Annotated in this window: 13 protein-coding genes; all 13 read right to left on the reverse strand. The window is 68.3% G+C overall.

The window, feature by feature from the left end; genetic code table 11:
* Positions 1–874: 874 nt before the first annotated feature.
* Positions 875–2,314, reverse strand: a complete 1,440-nt coding sequence (locus ACS5RC_RS19805) for a pilus assembly protein TadG-related protein (RefSeq protein WP_478345619.1) — start codon at positions 2,312–2,314, stop codon at positions 875–877.
* Positions 2,299–3,057, reverse strand: a complete 759-nt coding sequence (locus tag ACS5RC_RS19810) for a TadE/TadG family type IV pilus assembly protein (protein ID WP_478345620.1) — start codon at positions 3,055–3,057, stop codon at positions 2,299–2,301. Before ACS5RC_RS19810 ends, ACS5RC_RS19805 begins: the two co-directional genes overlap by 16 nt.
* Positions 3,057–3,608 carry a TadE/TadG family type IV pilus assembly protein gene (locus ACS5RC_RS19815; protein ID WP_478345621.1) on the reverse strand — a complete coding sequence of 184 codons (552 nt, stop codon included), beginning with the start codon at positions 3,606–3,608 and terminating at the stop codon, positions 3,057–3,059. The genes ACS5RC_RS19810 and ACS5RC_RS19815 overlap by 1 nt, the downstream gene beginning before the upstream one ends.
* Before the next feature lie 547 nt (positions 3,609–4,155).
* The gene (locus ACS5RC_RS19820) at positions 4,156–6,291 is read right to left on the reverse strand and encodes a peptidase domain-containing ABC transporter (protein WP_478345622.1); all 2,136 of its coding nucleotides are present in this window, start codon (positions 6,289–6,291) and stop codon (positions 4,156–4,158) included.
* Positions 6,288–7,619 carry an HlyD family secretion protein gene (locus ACS5RC_RS19825; protein ID WP_478345623.1) on the reverse strand — a complete coding sequence of 444 codons (1,332 nt, stop codon included), beginning with the start codon at positions 7,617–7,619 and terminating at the stop codon, positions 6,288–6,290. Before ACS5RC_RS19825 ends, ACS5RC_RS19820 begins: the two co-directional genes overlap by 4 nt.
* Entirely contained in the window at positions 7,606–8,547 is a 942-nt protein-coding gene (locus ACS5RC_RS19830) for an LpxL/LpxP family acyltransferase (protein WP_478345624.1), read from the reverse strand. The genes ACS5RC_RS19825 and ACS5RC_RS19830 overlap by 14 nt, the downstream gene beginning before the upstream one ends.
* Before the next feature lie 318 nt (positions 8,548–8,865).
* Positions 8,866–10,242: an aspartate aminotransferase family protein gene (locus ACS5RC_RS19835; RefSeq protein ID WP_478345625.1), complete on the reverse strand. Its 1,377-nt coding sequence runs from the start codon at positions 10,240–10,242 to the stop codon at positions 8,866–8,868.
* A gap of 149 nt (positions 10,243–10,391) precedes the next feature.
* Entirely contained in the window at positions 10,392–10,526 is a 135-nt protein-coding gene (locus ACS5RC_RS19840) for a hypothetical protein (RefSeq protein ID WP_478345626.1), read from the reverse strand.
* Positions 10,527–10,949: 423 nt separating this feature from the next.
* Positions 10,950–12,236: a TolC family protein gene (locus ACS5RC_RS19845; protein ID WP_478345627.1), complete on the reverse strand. Its 1,287-nt coding sequence runs from the start codon at positions 12,234–12,236 to the stop codon at positions 10,950–10,952.
* A 220-nt stretch (positions 12,237–12,456) separates the two neighbouring features.
* The gene (locus tag ACS5RC_RS19850) at positions 12,457–12,891 is read right to left on the reverse strand and encodes an FkbM family methyltransferase (protein WP_478345698.1); all 435 of its coding nucleotides are present in this window, start codon (positions 12,889–12,891) and stop codon (positions 12,457–12,459) included.
* Entirely contained in the window at positions 12,851–14,866 is a 2,016-nt protein-coding gene (locus ACS5RC_RS19855) for a putative bifunctional diguanylate cyclase/phosphodiesterase (RefSeq protein WP_478345628.1), read from the reverse strand. Before ACS5RC_RS19855 ends, ACS5RC_RS19850 begins: the two co-directional genes overlap by 41 nt.
* 238 nt (positions 14,867–15,104) lie before the next feature.
* Positions 15,105–15,755, reverse strand: a complete 651-nt coding sequence (locus ACS5RC_RS19860) for a L,D-transpeptidase (protein ID WP_478345629.1) — start codon at positions 15,753–15,755, stop codon at positions 15,105–15,107.
* Positions 15,756–15,947: 192 nt separating this feature from the next.
* Positions 15,948–17,006 (reverse strand): sensor histidine kinase, encoded by a 1,059-nt coding sequence (locus ACS5RC_RS19865; RefSeq protein ID WP_478345630.1) that lies wholly within the window; start codon positions 17,004–17,006, stop codon positions 15,948–15,950.
* Positions 17,007–17,034: the final 28 nt, after the last annotated feature.

Consider the following 17,034-nt stretch of genomic DNA (forward strand, 5'->3'; position numbering starts at 1 on the left):
GAGGCCGCACTGCGCCCTCATGACGACGCGGTGGATGCCGTTCACGCTCACCACCGTGATGAGCCCGGGATAGGCCGGCTTCGGACCCCCAAACTGATCGCCTAGCCGCGTTGGGCGCACGCGGTAGCGACGCCGGCTGTTGTCGAGTGCCCAGAGGAAGTCGTCTAGCTGGAGTGTGCGAGAGATCATCGCGTGGCCTCCATCAGGAAGCTGCGCGCCGCGGAGCGCCCGGCGACGATGCTGAGCACCATGCCCTCGCGGTCCAAGACGGCCACGAGATGGCTTGCCAGGGCCGGGCGATCCGCCCTATCTCTGACGCTGGTTCGCACCCCTGAACCGATCTGCTTAGCGCCGTTGCGGGCTCCAACCCCCGCGACGGCGCTTTCCTTTTCCGTACCCATAATTCGTTCCTTCCGTTGCTGTGCAACGGGGAACAGAGGTCTTTTAGATCAACGGCTTACCTGCGCTTCCCAAGCTGAATGTCGTCGGTTCGATCCCGATCGCCCGCTCCACGCTTGTATTCGGATGCAAGCCATCAAGATCTTGAGCTGAAGTTCGCGTTTCTCAGGACAGCCGCACCTCGCGTCGCCTTGCCGGGCGGATGCAGCGCGCTGAGACATGGGTTCGCGCACGCCGTGACCGTCCCATCCTCCCCGGCCGCGCCAACCCGGGTCGATCCCCGCTCGGGCCCGGCGCCGCTCGGTCGCGGAGCGGCGAGGGACCGACGTGAAGCCGGCCGGCGCCACGGCCTCTCGCTGCCCGATCCCGCCTGACGGCCCAGCCCCCGACACCGGCGGCATGCGGGCCAGTCTCGTCCTGGGCGAGGATGTCCGGCGCCGAGCCTCCGCAGGCCGACGAAGCCCGCCGAGCCGCATCAATTCGTCAGTCGCGTGACCCGGAGGGCCTGATCGAACATGGCGTTCAGGGCGGCCGTGATATCGGCCGGCGTATTGGCCGTGTAGAAGAACCCCGTCGAGGCGCAGGCCTTGAGCGGCGCCGCGAGCGTCGGGCTGAAGCCGTTGACGCGGTTGTTCTCCCAGGCGACGCCGCCGCCGTTGTTGACGAACGAGATGGTGTTGTACGGGATGTAGAGCACCGAGATCGTCGCACCGGCGGTCTTCAGCGCCGTGCATTGCGTCGAATCGATCTGCGCGGGCTGCGATCCATCCCACCACGCATTGGCATAGCCTGAAAACGTGGACGGATTACCGGGATAATTATACTTCCCGTTCGCCCAGGTATAATAATGCTGGCTGTTCTGCATCCCGTCCGTGATCAGGAAGACGAACGGCTTGGGCCGGCTGGCCGAAGACCCGTCGCCATAGGTCTGGATCGTCGTCTGCATCTGCGGGAGCGCGACCTCGAAATGCGTGCCGCCCGCTCCGGTCCCGGTGCTCGGGTTTCCGGGAGAGAAGAGTTGCGTCGTGCCGGTATCTAGCAGGTTCGTGAAGGCCAGCGGCCAGGATTGGCCGCATTGCGCCGCCGTGTTGAGCGCCGTGAGGTTGCTCGTGAGCGACGACAGCGTCGCCAGCTGGTTGATGAAGGGATAGATGCCGATCCGGTACTGGTTCGGCACGATTGGCGTCGATGCTCTCTGCAGCAATGCGCACACCGCGTTGTTCACGGCATCCGACCGCAGCTGGATCTTTCCCGCTGCCTTGCTCCAGCCGATATAGCCGGGAAAATGACAGGCGAACTGGCATCCCTGCTGGTAATCGGACCACATGTCGTCGTTCACGGCGGCGAGCTGCGTCATGCCGCTCGTGGTCGATGGAAGGCCCATCGATCCCGAGACGTCGACCATCAGGTAGAAATCGAGATAGCTCGGCAGGTCCGCCGATGCGGTCGCCGTGCTGACGATCGTCGTCGTCGGCGAGCGGAACAGCTTGCCGAAATTGTTCTGCACCGCGGCCGAGTAGGTCACCGTCGCGGTGAGCGTCTGGCTGCTGCGCTGGACCTGCGGGGTCTGCAACGTCACCTGCGCGAACGGCACCTTGCCGGCATTGACGTTGAAGACGTTGATCGCCTGGGTCTGCGCAGCCGCGAGCGCCGCGGTCGCGACATTGGCCTGCGACGGGTTCGCGGCGATGTAGGCCTTGGCGGTGACGATGGCCGCCAGAGCGGCGGCGTCGGCGGCATTGTCGAGACGCGTGCGATTCGTGATCGCCATGCCGTAATCGATCGCGAGGCCGATCAGCCCGAGAACCGGGATCAGGCTGAGGCCGAACAGGATATTGATGCTTCCGCCGCGCGCGGCGGAGAGCGCGCGCGCCGCCCGCCCGAGCCGGCGTCCGTTGATCAGTAGCCGGGACATTTCGTGACAAACCCATCGGTGTTGGTGGTGTCGTAGTTCACGAGCGTCGCGTAGCGCGGCTGGACATAGGCCGTCCGCGCGATCCTGAGGGGGGGAATGAAGCGTGCGCCGAAGGTCGGCGTGAAGGCGAACACCACGTCGATCGCGATGACGGAGGCGGATCCGTAGACCGAACGCGGGAGCGTGGTGCGCGACGGGGACGCCGTGTTGTCGGCCGGCAATTGCGGAGCCGTGCAGGGCCTGTAATTCACCCCGCTATCCGGCTGGGGGGCGCCCGTGCTCGTCCAGACCACGTTGGCCCTGTAGCAAGCACTCAGATCGGTGTTGTCCGAGCAGGTGGTCGCAATCTGGGTGAATTGAATGCTGGCGAAGTTGATCGAGACATCCTGCCACCATTGCCTGCCCTGCCGAGCGCTGTCCTTCATGGCATAAGGGAACAGCACCAACGCGGAATCGTAACTGAAATGAATATCGGCGGCATTGACCGTGGCGACGGTCGAGCTCGTCGGCGGCGTGACCTGCGAGATCATTTGACTGATCGTACGGGCGATCTGATCGACTTTGCGCAGCGCGTTGATATACGTGACGAGCTGGGTCCCGCCCAACATCAGCGTCAGGAGGATGGGCAGGATCAGAGCGAACTCGAGCGCCGCGATCCCGTCCTCCGCTGCCAGGACATGGCGCAGGCCAGGCCCCCGAACGGCCGTCCCAGCGAGGCGCAGGCACGCAGGGTTCGTCGCCATCAGTATTGTTCGTTGCGGAAGGCCGCGGTCGAGATCGCCAGATAGGCCGACTTCCCGTTGTAGGTGACGCCCCCGCTCAACCATTGGGCAAAGCCGGACGGCAGGAACGTGATCGGGTAGATGACCTGCAGGTACTGGTAATCTCCGCGCGTGCCGAGATTGAACTGGCCCGACCCCGGTGTGAGATTTGGAATCGAGAGACCGCTGAAATCCGACTTAACGTAGGTGTAGAACCCGCTCGGCTGCGAAGCCTTCGGCACGACGTACAGGTTGACAATGATGTTGCCGCAGGAGATCGCGGCCGGAAGATAGCTGCAGATGCTCTGGGTGAACGTCGCCAGCGTCGCCGGCGGGGATTGTGCTTGCGTTCCACCGGTCATGATCTGGCGCGCGGCTCGGCCGGTCGCGAAGTCGAGCATCTGGCTGATGTAGAGGATCGCGGCCACGACCATCACGAACAGCAGCGTCAGGATGAACACCCCGCCGACGAGGGCGAATTCCACGGCCGCAGCGCCGCTTCGATCCCCTCCGAATTGCGATGGCCGCTTCATGAAAGCCGTATAACGCGGCCCGTTTTAAGGGACCGCTAATTCGGATGCCGATCTTTCAGCGATCGGTTGGATCATCAAAAAACGTGCGGCCCGCGACCGGACTCGAACACTGGCCGCGCTCGCAGGATGCACTTGTCGAATACCACGCCAAGTTGCATCTGCCCCGGATATTCCCGAATCCGACGCGCACGCGCGGTCGGGACTACTCTTCGGGGCGGCGCTCGCAGAGACGCGCGCGTCGAGTCGGCAAGCGCGGCGCGGCGATGAAGCCGCCGAGGGAGGCTGGGTCCGACCGGGGCAGGCTTTCGGCCGAACGTGTCCGGGCGGGGTCACACCACCGGCCGGGCGATCCGGGCGCGTTCGGGGGGATGCGGCCTCGCCGCCGCCCAGGCCGGCGACAGGGCCGCCGCGGGGCCCGATCCGACGTCCGGGCGATCGGGCCGCCGCACGGGCGGCGGGCCTGCAGGAACCGATGACGCTGCGGCAAGGTCGGCGCCGACCGCCTTCGAGCCGGCGCGTCGACGCGTCCGCGGTCGGTCCGGGCGCCTCAGGCGCTCTTCATCCGCTGCGATCGGAGCGGCAGGTCCATCGGCTTGAGGACGCCGTCCGAGAGCCTGTAGGCGCGATCGACGTAGGCCAGGACGCGCTCGCTGTGCGTGACGAAGATCTTGCCGCCCGGCAGCCGGCACAGGCTCTCGAGGAGATCCTTCTCGGTCGCCGCGTCGAGGTTGGCGGTGATCTCGTCGAAGAGCATCAGTCGCGGCTGGCGGCAGATCGCCCGGGCCGCGAGGACCCGGCGCCGCTGTCCGGTCGAGAGCAGCGAGTTGTTGTTCGCCACGATCGTCGCGATGCCCTGGGGCAGCGCCTCCATCTCCGCGTCGAGGCCGACCGTCGAGAGCGCCTGCCGGATCCGCGCGATCGGCATGTCGGGATCGAACAGGCTGACGTTCTCGGCGATGGTCGCCGTGAAGAGACCGTCCTCGGCGAACACGACGCCGAGGTTGGCGCGGTATTCCATCACGCCGAAGCGCCCGAGGGATTGCCCGTCGACGAGGACGGAGCCGCTGGTCGGCTGCGCCACGCTGGCGATCACCTTCAGCAGCGAGGACTTGCCCGAGCCCGATTCGCCGACGATCGCGATGTGCTCCCGGCCCTCCACGTCGATGCGCAGGTTCGCCGCGCGGATCACCGCCCGCTCCTCGTTGCCGAAGGAGATGGCGATGTCGCGCAGTTCGACGTCGCGGCGGATGGCCTTGCGGATCACCGCCGACTTCGCCGGGATCTCCGGCTCGTTCTGGATCACGTCCTCCAGGCGCCGGACATGGGACCGGATCACGGTGAGGTGCATCAGGTTAGTCGTCAGTGTGTCGACCATGGTGAAGAAGCTGCCGCGCAACGCGAAGAACGCGTAGAGCATGCCGATCGTCATCTGGTTGAGCAGCACCGCGGTCACGCCCGCGTAGAGCGTGCCCACCGTGCCCAGGACGACGATCATGTGCACCGCGAGCTGCGTGTCGATCTGCAGCCGCCGGGCGATGAAGTCGCGCCCGGCGAACCGCGACAGCTTCTCGAACCAGCGCTGCTCGATCCGGCTCGAGACGTTGTGGGCCTTGACGATCTGGATCCGGTCGAGGCCGTCGAGCAGGGCGCTGACCTCCTCGGTCTTGGCGCTGAGGGCGTCCGTCGTCGCCTCGCGCGTCCGTTGCAGGAACAGGGTCCGCATGCCGACCGCGAGCGCGAGCGTCGCCAGCACCATCATCGTCATGGGGATCGAGTAATAGAGCATCAGGGCGACCGAGATCACCGAGACGGCGGTATCGGCCAGCGACCGCACCATCCCGTCGGCGGCGAAGGCCTTGACCTGATCGACCGAGTTCAGGCGCGTGATGAAGTCGCCCGGATGCCGGGCCTCGAAGTAGCGCAGCGGCAGGCGCAGCCCGTGCCCGACGACGGAGCGCGAGAATTGCAGCTGCAGCCCGATCGAGGCGCGCAGGATCAGCATGTCCCGCAGCCAGTTGCCGACCGCCTCGAAGATCAGCAGCGCGCCCAGCCCGATCGCGATGATTCCCAGCAGATCAAGATCGGCCTGAGGCAGCACGAAATCGAGGGAGACCTGCAGCAGGATCGGCGAGGCGAGGGCGAGCAGCCCGACGGCGATCGAGACCGACAGCACCTTCCAGAACGTGGCCCGGAAACCCCCGGTCGATTTGACGATGGCCCAGAGCGACAGGCCGTCCTTCGAGATGACCTTCTCCACCGACACCCGCGGCTGGAACTCGATCGCCACGCCCGAGAAGTGCTTCTCGAAATCCTGGCGGCTGAAGGCGCGCCGGCCCACCGCCGGATCGTGAATGTAGTATTTCCCGCCGGACAGCCGGTCGAGCACCACGAAGTGGCGCCCCTCCCAGTGCAGGATCGCCGGCAGCTTGAGGCCGACGAGGTCGTCCGTGTTCTCCGCCGCCAGCGCGCGCGCGTCGAAGCCGAACACGCCGGCGAGCCCGTAGAGCTCGGCGATCGTCATGCCGCCTTTGAAGATCTGATGGACCGAGCGCATGTAGGGCAGGTCGACGCTGTGCCCGTACGCATTGGCGATCATCGCCATGCAGGCCAGGCCGCATTCCTGCTGCTCGCTCTGCAGAAGGGTGCGAACCTTCGGCCCCGAGGAGATGAACGGCAGGCTCATGTGCGTCCCCGCATCGCGAAGATCGGGTCGAGCACCCAGTCGATGAGGCGGCGGCGCTCGACCACGATGTCGGCGCTCAGCGTCGACCCGATCAGGATCGGCCGCTCCGTGCCGTAGGCCAGGATCGTCCGTTCCTCCGGCTCGACCTCGATCAGGAACTTGGATTGGGGCGGCGGACGCGGCCCGGCCTTGGCGAGGGAGGCGTCGAGGAGCGAGGCGCCCTCATCCTCCTTGGGCAGGCTGAGCGGCTGGCGGCCGATCGCGATGATGCGGCCGTGCTTCACCCCGAAGGTCTTGTAGGGGAAGGCGTCGTATTTCAGCACGACCCTTTGGCCGAGCGCGAGCAGGCCCATGGTCTTCGAGGGCGCCTGCATCCCGATGGTGAACGGCGCCTCCGGGTCGCCGATCGCCGCCAGGGCGTCCCCGAGCTTCACGTCCGAGCCCTCGCGCACGTTCAGCGCGGCGATCCGGCCCTTGATGCCGACGATCACCTCCGTGGCGATCGCGGATTTCGCGCGCTCGATGCGGGCGTCGAGATCGGCGAGGGCGCGGCCGAGCTGCGCCCGCTCGGTGGTGTTGGCGGTCCGGTTCTGCTGCACCGTCCGGCGGCGATCGATCTGAGTCGAGGCGACCTGCGACATCTGAAGCCGGACATCGAGGATCTGGCGCGCGTAATCCTGCTTGATCCGCTCCTGAGCGGCCAGGACGTCCCGGGTGACGTCGCCGAGCTTGAGGTAGCCCTGGAGCTTGCGGACGACGGTCTCCTGTGCGGCCAGCGCCGTGGTCAGGTCGCCCTCCTGCCTGCGTAGGGTCTCGTTGATCTTGCCGGTGTTGACCTCCATCGCGCCGAGGTCGGCGGCATCGTTCGCCATCACCGCTTCGAGGTCGGCGATCTGCTTCGTCACCGTCCGCCGCTGCTCGGTCAGCGATTGCAGCTCGGCTTCGGAGAGCGGGCGCGCTCCGGCGGAACTCTGCTGCGGCACGATCGTGAGGAGGCGCTCGCCGACATCGACCGCGTCGCCCTGCGCGAACCAGATCTTGGTCACGGTGCCGTCGACCGGCGCGCTGATGCGCTGGCTGCCCTTCGAGCCGAGGACGATGCCGCGCATCGTCTCCTGCTTGGAGAACGAGCCGACCCACATCGCCACGATGATGAAGGCCGCGAGCAGGACGAAGAACAGCACCAGGAGGTTCGAGGCGGTATCGCGCCGGAACTCGATGGTGGAGGACAGCTCGTGCAGGCCGGTCACCTCGAACCGGCTCATCATGCCGGCGGGCTTGGCCTTGCGGCGGCCGAGCAGGCGCGCGAGGCGCTCAGGAATCGACATGGGCCTCGACCTTCTCGGCCTCGCGGGCGGCGTGGGGCGTCCGCGGCCGCACGCGCTCGGGATAGAACTCGGCGATCCGCGTCCACATGTGCCATTGCGCCGGTGCGATCCGCACGAAGCGCTCGATCTGGCGGCCGATCGCCTGCGCGAGCGCGCGCCGGCTCTCGGGCGCGTTCTCGGACACCTCGAAGGGCTGGCCGAAGACGATCTCGTCGTGCGCGGCGAGCGACTGGACAGTCATCGGGAGGACGACCGCCTTGAGCATGCGGGCCATCGCGTCGAGCCCGAGCGCGATCGCCGCCGGTTCACCGAACAGATCGACCTCTGCGGGCGAGCCGTAGGTTTCGGGCAGGTCGAGGAGCGAGACCACGACGCCGCCTTTCCGGGCGAAGCGCATCGCGTCGACGAAGTCGGCCTCGTTGCGCGTGTTGAGGATCCGGAACTCGCCGGCGATCTCGCGCATGCGGTCCATCGCGGCGTTGTTCTCCGCCAGATCGTCCCGGGCGCGCAGGACCAGCAGGCGCCGGCCCGCGAGGAATTTCCAGAGCACGTAGGTGATGCCCGCCGGGAACACCCCCATGTGCAGCGGCGCGAGGATCACCGGGTTACCGCTCTCGGCGATCCGCTCGATCAGCGAGGGATCGTTGACCCGGGTCCGGCCGAAATCGCGGATCATCTGCCGCCGGCTGCGCTGGATGCTGGCGTGCCACTCCATGATCAGCAGGATGTCCTGGTAATCGTGCTCCCGCGCGATCCGGCGCGCGGGCCCGGCGCCGACCTTCAGGTACCGCTCGAACACGGGTTCCAGGCCGAATCCGACCGGACCGCGAAAGGGCAGCGTCGCCCGCCAGAGCCCACGCAGGATCCGGCGCCGCGCTGCCAGGGGCAGCCGGCCGAGCAGCTTGACAATCTGCAGCGCGGCCGTCATCGGCCGCTCGCCGCCCCGATCACGGCCCCGACGAGTCCGCGACGCGAGCGCGCGATGCGCGGCCCGAGCGCGGCGCGGGTGCGCGCCGAACGGGCGCAGCGGGCCGAGGACTGGCTTCGCGCGAGCCGGTTAGCGTCGCATCTGCGGATGAAATCAGTCACCTGAGAATCCGATACAGCTCTGCCGGTCGCCCGATGAGCGCGACATCGGCGGCAGGGGGCATCATCGGAAAATAACCTTAAGGGACGTTGAAGCCCGGTTCCGTCCGCCGGTCTCGCGGCCGGATACGGCCCGATCCGACCGGCGGGGCAGGGGCGATCAATCCGACGACAGCTCGGCCGCCACGAAATCCAGCACGGCGCGCAGCGTGGCCACGATGGTGTCGACCTCGGCGCGGCTCACCGTGAACGGCGGCGAGACCAGGATCCGGTCGGCGCTGGCGCGCACGATGACCCCGCGCATGATGCAGAAGTTGCGCACGATCATCCCGATATCGGCGGGGCGCGAGAAGCGCGTGCGCGTTTCCTTCTCGAGGACGAGCTGGACGGCGCCAAGCAGCCCGGCCGACACGGCCTCGCCTACCATCGGGTGGTCCGCCAGGGCGCCCCAGGCCTGCGCGAAATAGGGTCCGATCTCGTCGCGGATGCCCTCGACGAGGCGCTCCTCCTCGAGGATGCGCAGATTGGCGAGCGCCGCCGCGGCGGCGGTGGGATGGCCCGAATAGGTGAAGCCGTGGTGGAAGGGGCCCGCCCGCTCGACGAGGACGTCGGCGACCCGATCCGACACCATCACGCCGGCGATCGGCAGGTAGCCCGACGACAGGCCCTTGGCGATCGCGCAGAAGTCCGGCTCGAGCCCGTAATGCTGGTAGCCGAACCACGTGCCGAGGCGGCCGAAACCCGTGATCACCTCGTCGACGGCGAGCAGGACGTCGTAGCGGCGGCAGATGCGCTGGATCTCGGGCCAGTAGGTCTCGGGCGGGACGATCACGCCGCCGACGCCCTGGATGGGCTCGGCCACGAAGGCCGCGACGCGCTCCGGCCCGAGTTCGAGGATCGTCGCCTCGAGTTCGCGCGCCCGCAGCAGGCCGAACTCGGCCGGCGTCAGGTCGCCGCCCTCGCCGTACCAGTAGGGCTGGCCGATATGCACGATGCCGGGAATCGGCAGCCCGCCCTGCTCGTGCATGTGCCGCATGCCGCCGAGGCTGGCAGCCGCCACCGTCGAGCCGTGATAGCCGTTGTGCCGCGCGATCACGACCGTCTTCTCCGGTCGGCCGCACGTGGCCCAATAGACCCGCGCCATCCGCAACCAGGTGTCGTTCGCCTCCGAACCGGAATTGGTGAAGAAGACCCGGTTGATCGTCGGCCCGGCATACGAGCAGATCTTCGCGGCGAGCTGCGCGGTCGGAGCCGTCGTGGTGGCGAAATAGGTGTTGTAGTAGGGCAGCTCGGTCATCTGCTTGAAGACGGCATCCGCGATCTCGCGGCGGCCGTAGCCGACATTGACGCACCAGAGCCCGGCGAAGGCGTCGAGATAGCGTTTGCCGTCGGCATCGTAGACGTAGACGCCTTCGCCGCGCGTCATCACCCGGACGCCGCCCGCCACGAGGTCCTTCATGTCGGCGAAGGGATGCAGATGATGGGCGAGGTCGGTCGCCGCCAAGCGGGCGGCCAGGTTCGGGGTGACGTCGAGCATGGCCGCGCCTCTGGTCTCGCTACGGTGGGACGCCCGGACGCGCCGGGCGCGGATGCTCGCGCGCCGATCCGACCGGACGGCATACGGACCGGATCGCGAACGACCCGATCCGTAGGCTCTGGACGATCTCGGCTAGGCGTGCGCCGAAATCAGCTGCACTTGCCGCTCTTCGACGGGCCGCAGGCCGGAGCGGGCGGCGGGCAGCTGGAACCGCCCTTGTCCTGACCGCACGAACCGCCGCCGCCGGCGAGGGTCTTCAGCTGGTCGAGCTTGATTTCCTTCATGGTGCCGTCTCCTTGATACCCGGCCCCGCTGCGGAGCCGACGCCAAAGACATCCAATTTTCGACGTCCTTTTGCAATCAGTTCGAGAGATTAATACTAACGTCGCTCCCGCGGTTTGCAGCATTCGACGCTATTTACCATGTCGATTAAGACATTCGCGCGGGGACGAAGAAACCGATCTTGACCTCGGTTTCCGCTCGGTCAGCGGTGATTCTGGCGCCCTGTATTCGACAGGGGGCGAAATCCGGTCCGGACGTGTCGATCGGCGTCCGCTATTGCGTCGCGCGCCCTCGAGCGAACGTGTCTCGCGACGGATCGGTCGGCCGTGTCCAGAACACCGTCCCCAGCGAAATGCCGGCCGCTCCCGCGCGGCCCGCGAATCCGGGCGGTCGGCCGGGGCCGGGTCCCGCGGCGCCCGGAAGGTTCAGGCGCGCAGCCGGTTGACCGTCGCCGCGAGGGCGTAGGTCGCCCGGTCGCGGGCGAATTCGAGATTGATCTTGGCGATCCGGGCCTCGGCTAGCTCGGCGACTGTGTTCAGCACGTCGACCACGGTCATCGATCCGAGGCGCAGCTCCATCTGCCGGCCCTGCACGGCGCGGGTGATCCGGCGCACCCGCTCGTCGGCCTGCGCCACCTGGACGATGGTCGAGCGGCGCTGGTTGAAGGCCGTCGTCGCCTGCGCGAGCAGGGTGCGCTCGAGATCCTGGGACGCGTAGGATTTCTGGCGCGCGGTCGCGTGGTCGCGGGCGAGATTGCCGAACTCACCGGGCTGGTAGATCGGAATCAGGGCCTGCAGCATCGTGGAGGTCTCCTGAACCTTGTAGGGGGTGGTCGAGGCCGGGCCGCGGCGGCCATGCGTGACGGCGAGATTCACCTGCGGCAAGAACTGCGCGTAGGACGCCTTGGCCAGGTAGCCGGCCGCCTCCGCATCGAGCCGGGCGGCGGCGAGCGTCGGGTTCGTGCTGACCAGGATGGCCCTCAGCTCATCCAGCGAGTTCGGCAGCAGGCTGTTCGGGACGAGCGGGAGCGCGGTGGGGCTGGCGGTGGGGCCGGCGAGGCGGACCAGCTCGGTCTCGGACGCGGCGAGGTTGGCCTTTGCCTGCTCGAGATTCGTCTGCGCGGCGAGGACGCGCGATTCGGCGAGCGCCGCTTCCGCGTTGGTCGCGTCGTGGACCTCGCGGCGGAGGGCCACGCTGCGGGCGACCTTCGCCACGTCGGCGATCGCGGCCTCGCGCAGGCGCACAATCGCCCGGTCACGCAGGACCGCGAGGTAGGCGCTCGCCGTATCCAGCAGGATCTGCTGGGCCTTCGCGTCCTGCAGGCCGCGTCCCGCCGCGGCGGCGCTGCGGGCCGCCTGAAGCTCGTTGTAGCGCTTGAGCCCGTCGAACAGCGGCATGGTCAGCTGGAGGCCCGATGTGTTCGGCTGCCAGCGCTGCAGCGTGTCGCTCCCGCCCGGTATGGTCGGGTCGGAGGCGAAATCCGGCGTGTACTTGATCCGGCTGTCGACGCGGCGGCTGATCACGTAGCCGACGGTCGGAAGGAAGGCCTCGTAGCCGCTGGTGACCTGGGCCTCGGCCGCGGCCTGCCGCTCATCGTCCGCACGGCGGTCGAAGCTCGAACGGAGCGCCCAGCCCATCGCCTCGTCGATCGAGGCGGCCCGCACCGCGCCGCCGCAGGCCGCGCAGAGGCCCGCGAGAGCCAGCAGGACCACCCCTCTGCGGGAGCGGATCGCAGCGCCGCCGTTTGGGCGGGTCGTTCCGGCTGACACTGCGATCCCCATTCAGAAGTGTCCGGCCGGCCTGGAGCGTGCGATGACTGGAGAAACCCTGCGCCCGCATGGTTAATTCCGCGTGAACCGGTCGGCCGAGGCCCGCCGGACCTGCTCTCGTCCCGCCGCCGCGCGGATGATCTTGGCGTCGTGCCGCGGCGCCTCAGGGCGCCTGCGCGAGATCTCCGCGATCGGCGGCGAAGAGGGCGTTCGAGACCGCGAAGAACGCGCCGTCCGTGGTGATGTAGTCGTTGTAGCTCGCGATGAAGTGGTATCCGCGCGCGCCGAGGAACATCGCGATCGGCGTCAGGGATCCGAGCGCGTCGAGGCTTTCGCCCAGCGCGTTGAATTCGCAGGTCACGAAATCGATCCGGCGCTCGCTCAGCATCCGGTCCGCGCCGCGGATCACGCGAAGGTCGGCGCCCTCGGTATCGATCTTCAGACGGTTGATGCGAAGCGAGGGTGACGCACGGCGCCGGTGCGACGGACCGGCCCGGACGGCGGAGTGCGGGCCGTCCCCGTGCTGCGCCGGATGGTGAGCGGGAGAGCGGACCGGCTCAGGCGCTGAGCCGCATCGGCTCGTCCGAAACGCCTTGATCCGACCCTGTCCTGTCGAACGCGGCCTCTTGCGGCGCGACCTGTTGTGGGCCGGCCTCGCCGAGCCGTTCGAGCAGGGCCGCGATCGGCATCGGCCGGCCGATCAGGTAGCCCTGGACATAACGACAGCGGTGGTTCTGCAGCACCGCGAGCTGCTCCGCGGTCTCGACCCCCTCGGCCACGCCGTCGAGCCCGAGATTCTGGCAGAGGTCGAGCACCGTCGCGACGACGCTGCGCCCGTGGCTCGACTCGATATCGGCGATGAAGCTGCGGTCGATCTTGATCTCGTCGAGCGGGAGGCGGTGCACGTAGCCGAGGCTGGAATAGCCGGTCCCGAAATCGTCGAGGGCCACCTTCATGCCGAGGACGCGGAAGCTGGTGATCACCTGTTTGGCGCGCTCGAAATCCCGGATCAGCGCCGTCTCGGTAATCTCGAGGGTGATGCGCTGCGGATCGATGCCGCTGCGCAGGATCGCGCCCAGAATGCCGATCACCGTTTCGGGCGACCCGAGATCCTGCGACGAGAGATTGAACGAGAGGCCGACCGCGGGGGGGAGCCGGGCGGCGTCGGCGAGGGCCTTGCGCAGAAGGAGTAGCGTTAGCGCGTGGATCATGCCGCAGCGCTCGGCCACGGCGATGAAGCGGTCCGGCGGCACGCGGCCGAGCGTCGGGCTGGTCCAGCGCGCGAGCGCCTCGACCATGGCGATGCGGTTCGTCGCGGTGTCGAGGATCGGCTGGTAATGCAGCTCCATCTCGGCGGCGAGATCGGCCGCCTGCAGCGTCGTCTCGAGGGCGCGCGCGGCGTGAATGGCGTTCTCGTGCTCGGGGGAGAACGGAGTCGTGGCGCCGCGATGGCGCTCCTTCGAGTGGTAGAGGGCGTAATCGGCCCGGTCGAACAGGGCATGCGCCGTCCGACCGGCCTCCGGGTAGAGGGCGAGGCCGCCGGAGCAGCCCGCGACCACCTGCGTCTCGCCGATCGGGATCGGCGCGCACAGCGCCTCGCAGATCCGGTTGCAGAGCGCGACGGTCTCCGCAGTCGAGCCGGGCCGGCGGATCAGCACGCCGAATTCGTCGCCCCCGAGGCGGGTGACCGTGACGTCCTCGCTCGCGAAGGCGGCGAGGCGCTGTCCGGTCACGGCCAGCACCCGGTCGCCCGCGGTATGGCCGTAGGTGTCGTTGATCGGCTTGAAGCGATCGAGGTCGAAGATGGCGAGCCCGAACGGCGCCGGCGCGCCCGAGGCGTCCTCGATCAGGGCCTCGAGCCGCTGGAAGAAGAAGCGCCGGTTCGGCAGTTCGGTCAGGCTGTCGGTATGGGCGAGGCGGGCGTTCTCGTCCGCGAGCCGCTGCGCCTCCGCCTGCGATTCGACGAGCTGAACGAAGGCCAGGAAGTTGTTGACGAGCACCCGCACCATCACGACCGTCACGAAGGCGATGTTGATCGCGATCGCGACGAAGACGGAATTGCCTGACATCATGCAGTGGATGACGAACGGAACGATCACGATGCCAGTCACCAGGAAGGCCGCGACCGGCAGATGCGTCAGGCAGAAGATGCAGCCGACGACCGTGATGGCGACGAAGATCGCCATGTGACCCTGTTCGTAGGGCCCGCCGTAATCCACGAGCGTCAGGGCCCAGGCGATGAAGGCGACCGAGACCAGCGCGGTCAGCCCGCTCGTCAACCGCAACTGCCGCAGGCACCGCTCGGGCGTGGCGTCGTGCGGGCGCATGCGCAGCCAGCGGAGCGCCCGCGCCGCGCAGAGGGCGGAGAGTGCCCCGGGCACGGCGATCGTGAGCCAGGCCGGGGCCAGCGGATAATGCGTCAGCGAGAGCGCGCAGGCATTGGCGATGAGCAGCGCGTAGAGCGAGATGACGTGCCGCTGCAACTCGACCAATTGGGCGCGGAGAATGTGGTCGTCGGAGCGGTCGGTCCTCACGCCACTCAGAAATCGCAGCGCGAGGGCGGAACGCGTCATCGGGGGTACACCGGTCTCCAGTCCCGGAACTACGCCCCGAAAACGATTAAGGAGCCATTTCGCGTCGCACCCTACAGTGGCGGCCCTGCCAATAGTTGGTCGGTTTCGCAATTCGGCGGCGGCACCGGCCGAAACGCGAAGGAGCGCACCGCCCCTTCGGACGATACGCTCCCCGGCCGGTGTCGGCATGCACGGGGCGGGAGCCCCGGCGCACCGCCCGCTCGCCGAAGCGACGGGATCAGTTCAGGACGACGACCTTGGCTCCGACCTTCACCCGCTCGTAGAGATCGGTCACGTCGTCGTTGGTCATCCGGATGCAGCCGGAGGACACGGCCTGGCCGATCGTGTCCGGCTCGTTCGAGCCATGGATGCGGTACTCGGTGTTGCCGATATACATGGCGCGCGCGCCGAGGGGGTTCTCGATGCCGCCGGCCATGTAGCGCGGCAGGTCGGGGCGCCGGGCCAGCATCGCGGCCGGCGGGGTCCACGAGGGCCACTCGCGCTTGGCGGTCACGGTCTTCACCCCGGACCAGGTGAAGCCGGGCCGGCCCACGCCGACGCCGTAGCGGATCGCCTCGCCGTTGGGTAGCACGAAGTACAGGCGACGCTCGGCGGTCGAGACCACGACGGTGCCCGGCGCGTAATTGGCGTTGAAGCTCACGATCTCGCGCGGGATCGGCTGGACCTGCGCCTGCGGTGCGGATTGCACACCCTGGCCGTAGCCGCGGCTCGGCGTGCCCTGGTAGCCGTAGGGCTGGTCGTCCCCGGCGTAATAATCCTCGGCGTCGTTCGAGCCGAAGGGATCGTAGGAGGAGGCCGCGAGCGCGGGGCTCACGGCAAGAACACAGACGCCCAGGAGGGCGGCGAGGGCGGTGGCCGAGGTCTTCATCGTAAGCCTACCTGTGCAATAACCTTTGCCATTACAAGCGTGGGCATAGGCATCGGGTTCCACAGGCCCACGAAGATTTTGGATGCGGGCGGAATACGCAGGCTTCGCCGAACGTTCGGTGTGTTCGCGCACCGCTTGCGGGGCGGCTTGTCCACACCGGGCGGGCGAGGGCCGGCACGGCGGCGGAGGGCCTCAGAGCGCGAATTGCGGCGGGTTGCCGAGCGGCAGCACGATCGAGCAGGACAGGCCCGTGGGCGCGACGGTCAGGGCGGTGGCGGCCATCAGGTCGTGCGGCAGCATGCGCTGCAGGACGTCCGTGCCGAAGCCGGAACGGCGCTCCGCCGCGACGTCGATGGGGACGCCGGTCTCGACCCAGTCGATCGCGAGGCAGGGCCCGCCCGCGCACGTCTCGGAGCGCCACGAGACCGCGATGTGGCCGTCCGGGTGCGCCAGGGCGCCGAACTTGACGGCGTTGGTGGCCAGTTCGTGCAGGGCGAGCCCGAGCCGGTCGGCCGTCCGCGAGGCGAGCTGGACGGGCGGCCCGTCGAGGGTGAAGGCGACGCCCTCGCGCGCGCGGCAGGCCGCCAGCTCCTCGCCGATCAGCATGGCGAGTCCGATCCCGGCGGTCGGGTTTCGGAGAACCGCGCCCTGGAGCCGCGAGACCGCGCCGAGCCGGCCGTCGAGATGCATGGCGTAATCCTCGACGCTCTCGCTCGTCTCGGCCGAGCGCCGGGCGATGACGCGCACCGCCGCAAGCGCGTTGCGCACCCGGTGCTGCAACTCCGAGAGCAGCAGCGCCTGCTCCTCCTGCAGGGTCTTGAGATCGTGGATATCGGTCGCGGTGCCGAACCACTCGCGCCGCTGCCCCCCCTCGTCGAGCAGCGGCAGGGCGCGGGTCTCGAACCAGCGATGGGTGCCCGAATCCGCGAGCCAGATCCGGTGCTCGACCTCGAGCCGGCCGCTCGAATCCGCCGCCTGCCAAGCCGCGCTCGTGCGGTCCCGGTCGTCCGGATGGATGGCGTCGAGCCAGCCGAGACCGACAGCGTCCCCTTCGGCTTGCCCGGTGAACCGGCTCCATTGCGGGCTGCACCACGTCCACTGCCCGGCATCGAGCGAGCGCCAGACCAATTGCGGGATGGTGCTCACGATCCGGGCGAAGGTCTCCTCGGAGAAAGCCGAAGAGGGCGCGGCCAAGACGGACGAGGCGTCGGACGAGGCGACGGTCACGGGCGGGTCGGGCGGGTCTGTCATGTCCGGCATGTCCGGGCGTCCGCGAAGC

This window comes from Methylobacterium sp. HJ2 (genome assembly GCF_056431005.1).

Bases quoted from the DNA above. Each gene is read 5' to 3' on its own strand.
- ACS5RC_RS19840 (WP_478345626.1), bottom strand. From the start codon at position 10,526: ATGAAGGAAATCAAGCTCGACCAGCTGAAGACCCTCGCCGGCGGCGGC.
- ACS5RC_RS19830 (WP_478345624.1), bottom strand. From the start codon at position 8,547: ATGACGGCCGCGCTGCAGATTGTCAAGCTGCTCGGCCGGCTGCCCCTG.
- ACS5RC_RS19815 (WP_478345621.1), bottom strand. From the start codon at position 3,608: ATGAAGCGGCCATCGCAATTCGGAGGGGATCGAAGCGGCGCTGCGGCC.
- ACS5RC_RS19805 (WP_478345619.1), bottom strand. From the start codon at position 2,314: ATGTCCCGGCTACTGATCAACGGACGCCGGCTCGGGCGGGCGGCGCGC.
- ACS5RC_RS19865 (WP_478345630.1), bottom strand. From the start codon at position 17,006: ATGACAGACCCGCCCGACCCGCCCGTGACCGTCGCCTCGTCCGACGCC.
- ACS5RC_RS19810 (WP_478345620.1), bottom strand. From the start codon at position 3,057: ATGGCGACGAACCCTGCGTGCCTGCGCCTCGCTGGGACGGCCGTTCGG.
- ACS5RC_RS19825 (WP_478345623.1), bottom strand. From the start codon at position 7,619: ATGTCGATTCCTGAGCGCCTCGCGCGCCTGCTCGGCCGCCGCAAGGCC.
- ACS5RC_RS19855 (WP_478345628.1), bottom strand. From the start codon at position 14,866: ATGACGCGTTCCGCCCTCGCGCTGCGATTTCTGAGTGGCGTGAGGACC.
- ACS5RC_RS19820 (WP_478345622.1), bottom strand. From the start codon at position 6,291: ATGAGCCTGCCGTTCATCTCCTCGGGGCCGAAGGTTCGCACCCTTCTG.
- ACS5RC_RS19860 (WP_478345629.1), bottom strand. From the start codon at position 15,755: ATGAAGACCTCGGCCACCGCCCTCGCCGCCCTCCTGGGCGTCTGTGTT.
- ACS5RC_RS19835 (WP_478345625.1), bottom strand. From the start codon at position 10,242: ATGCTCGACGTCACCCCGAACCTGGCCGCCCGCTTGGCGGCGACCGAC.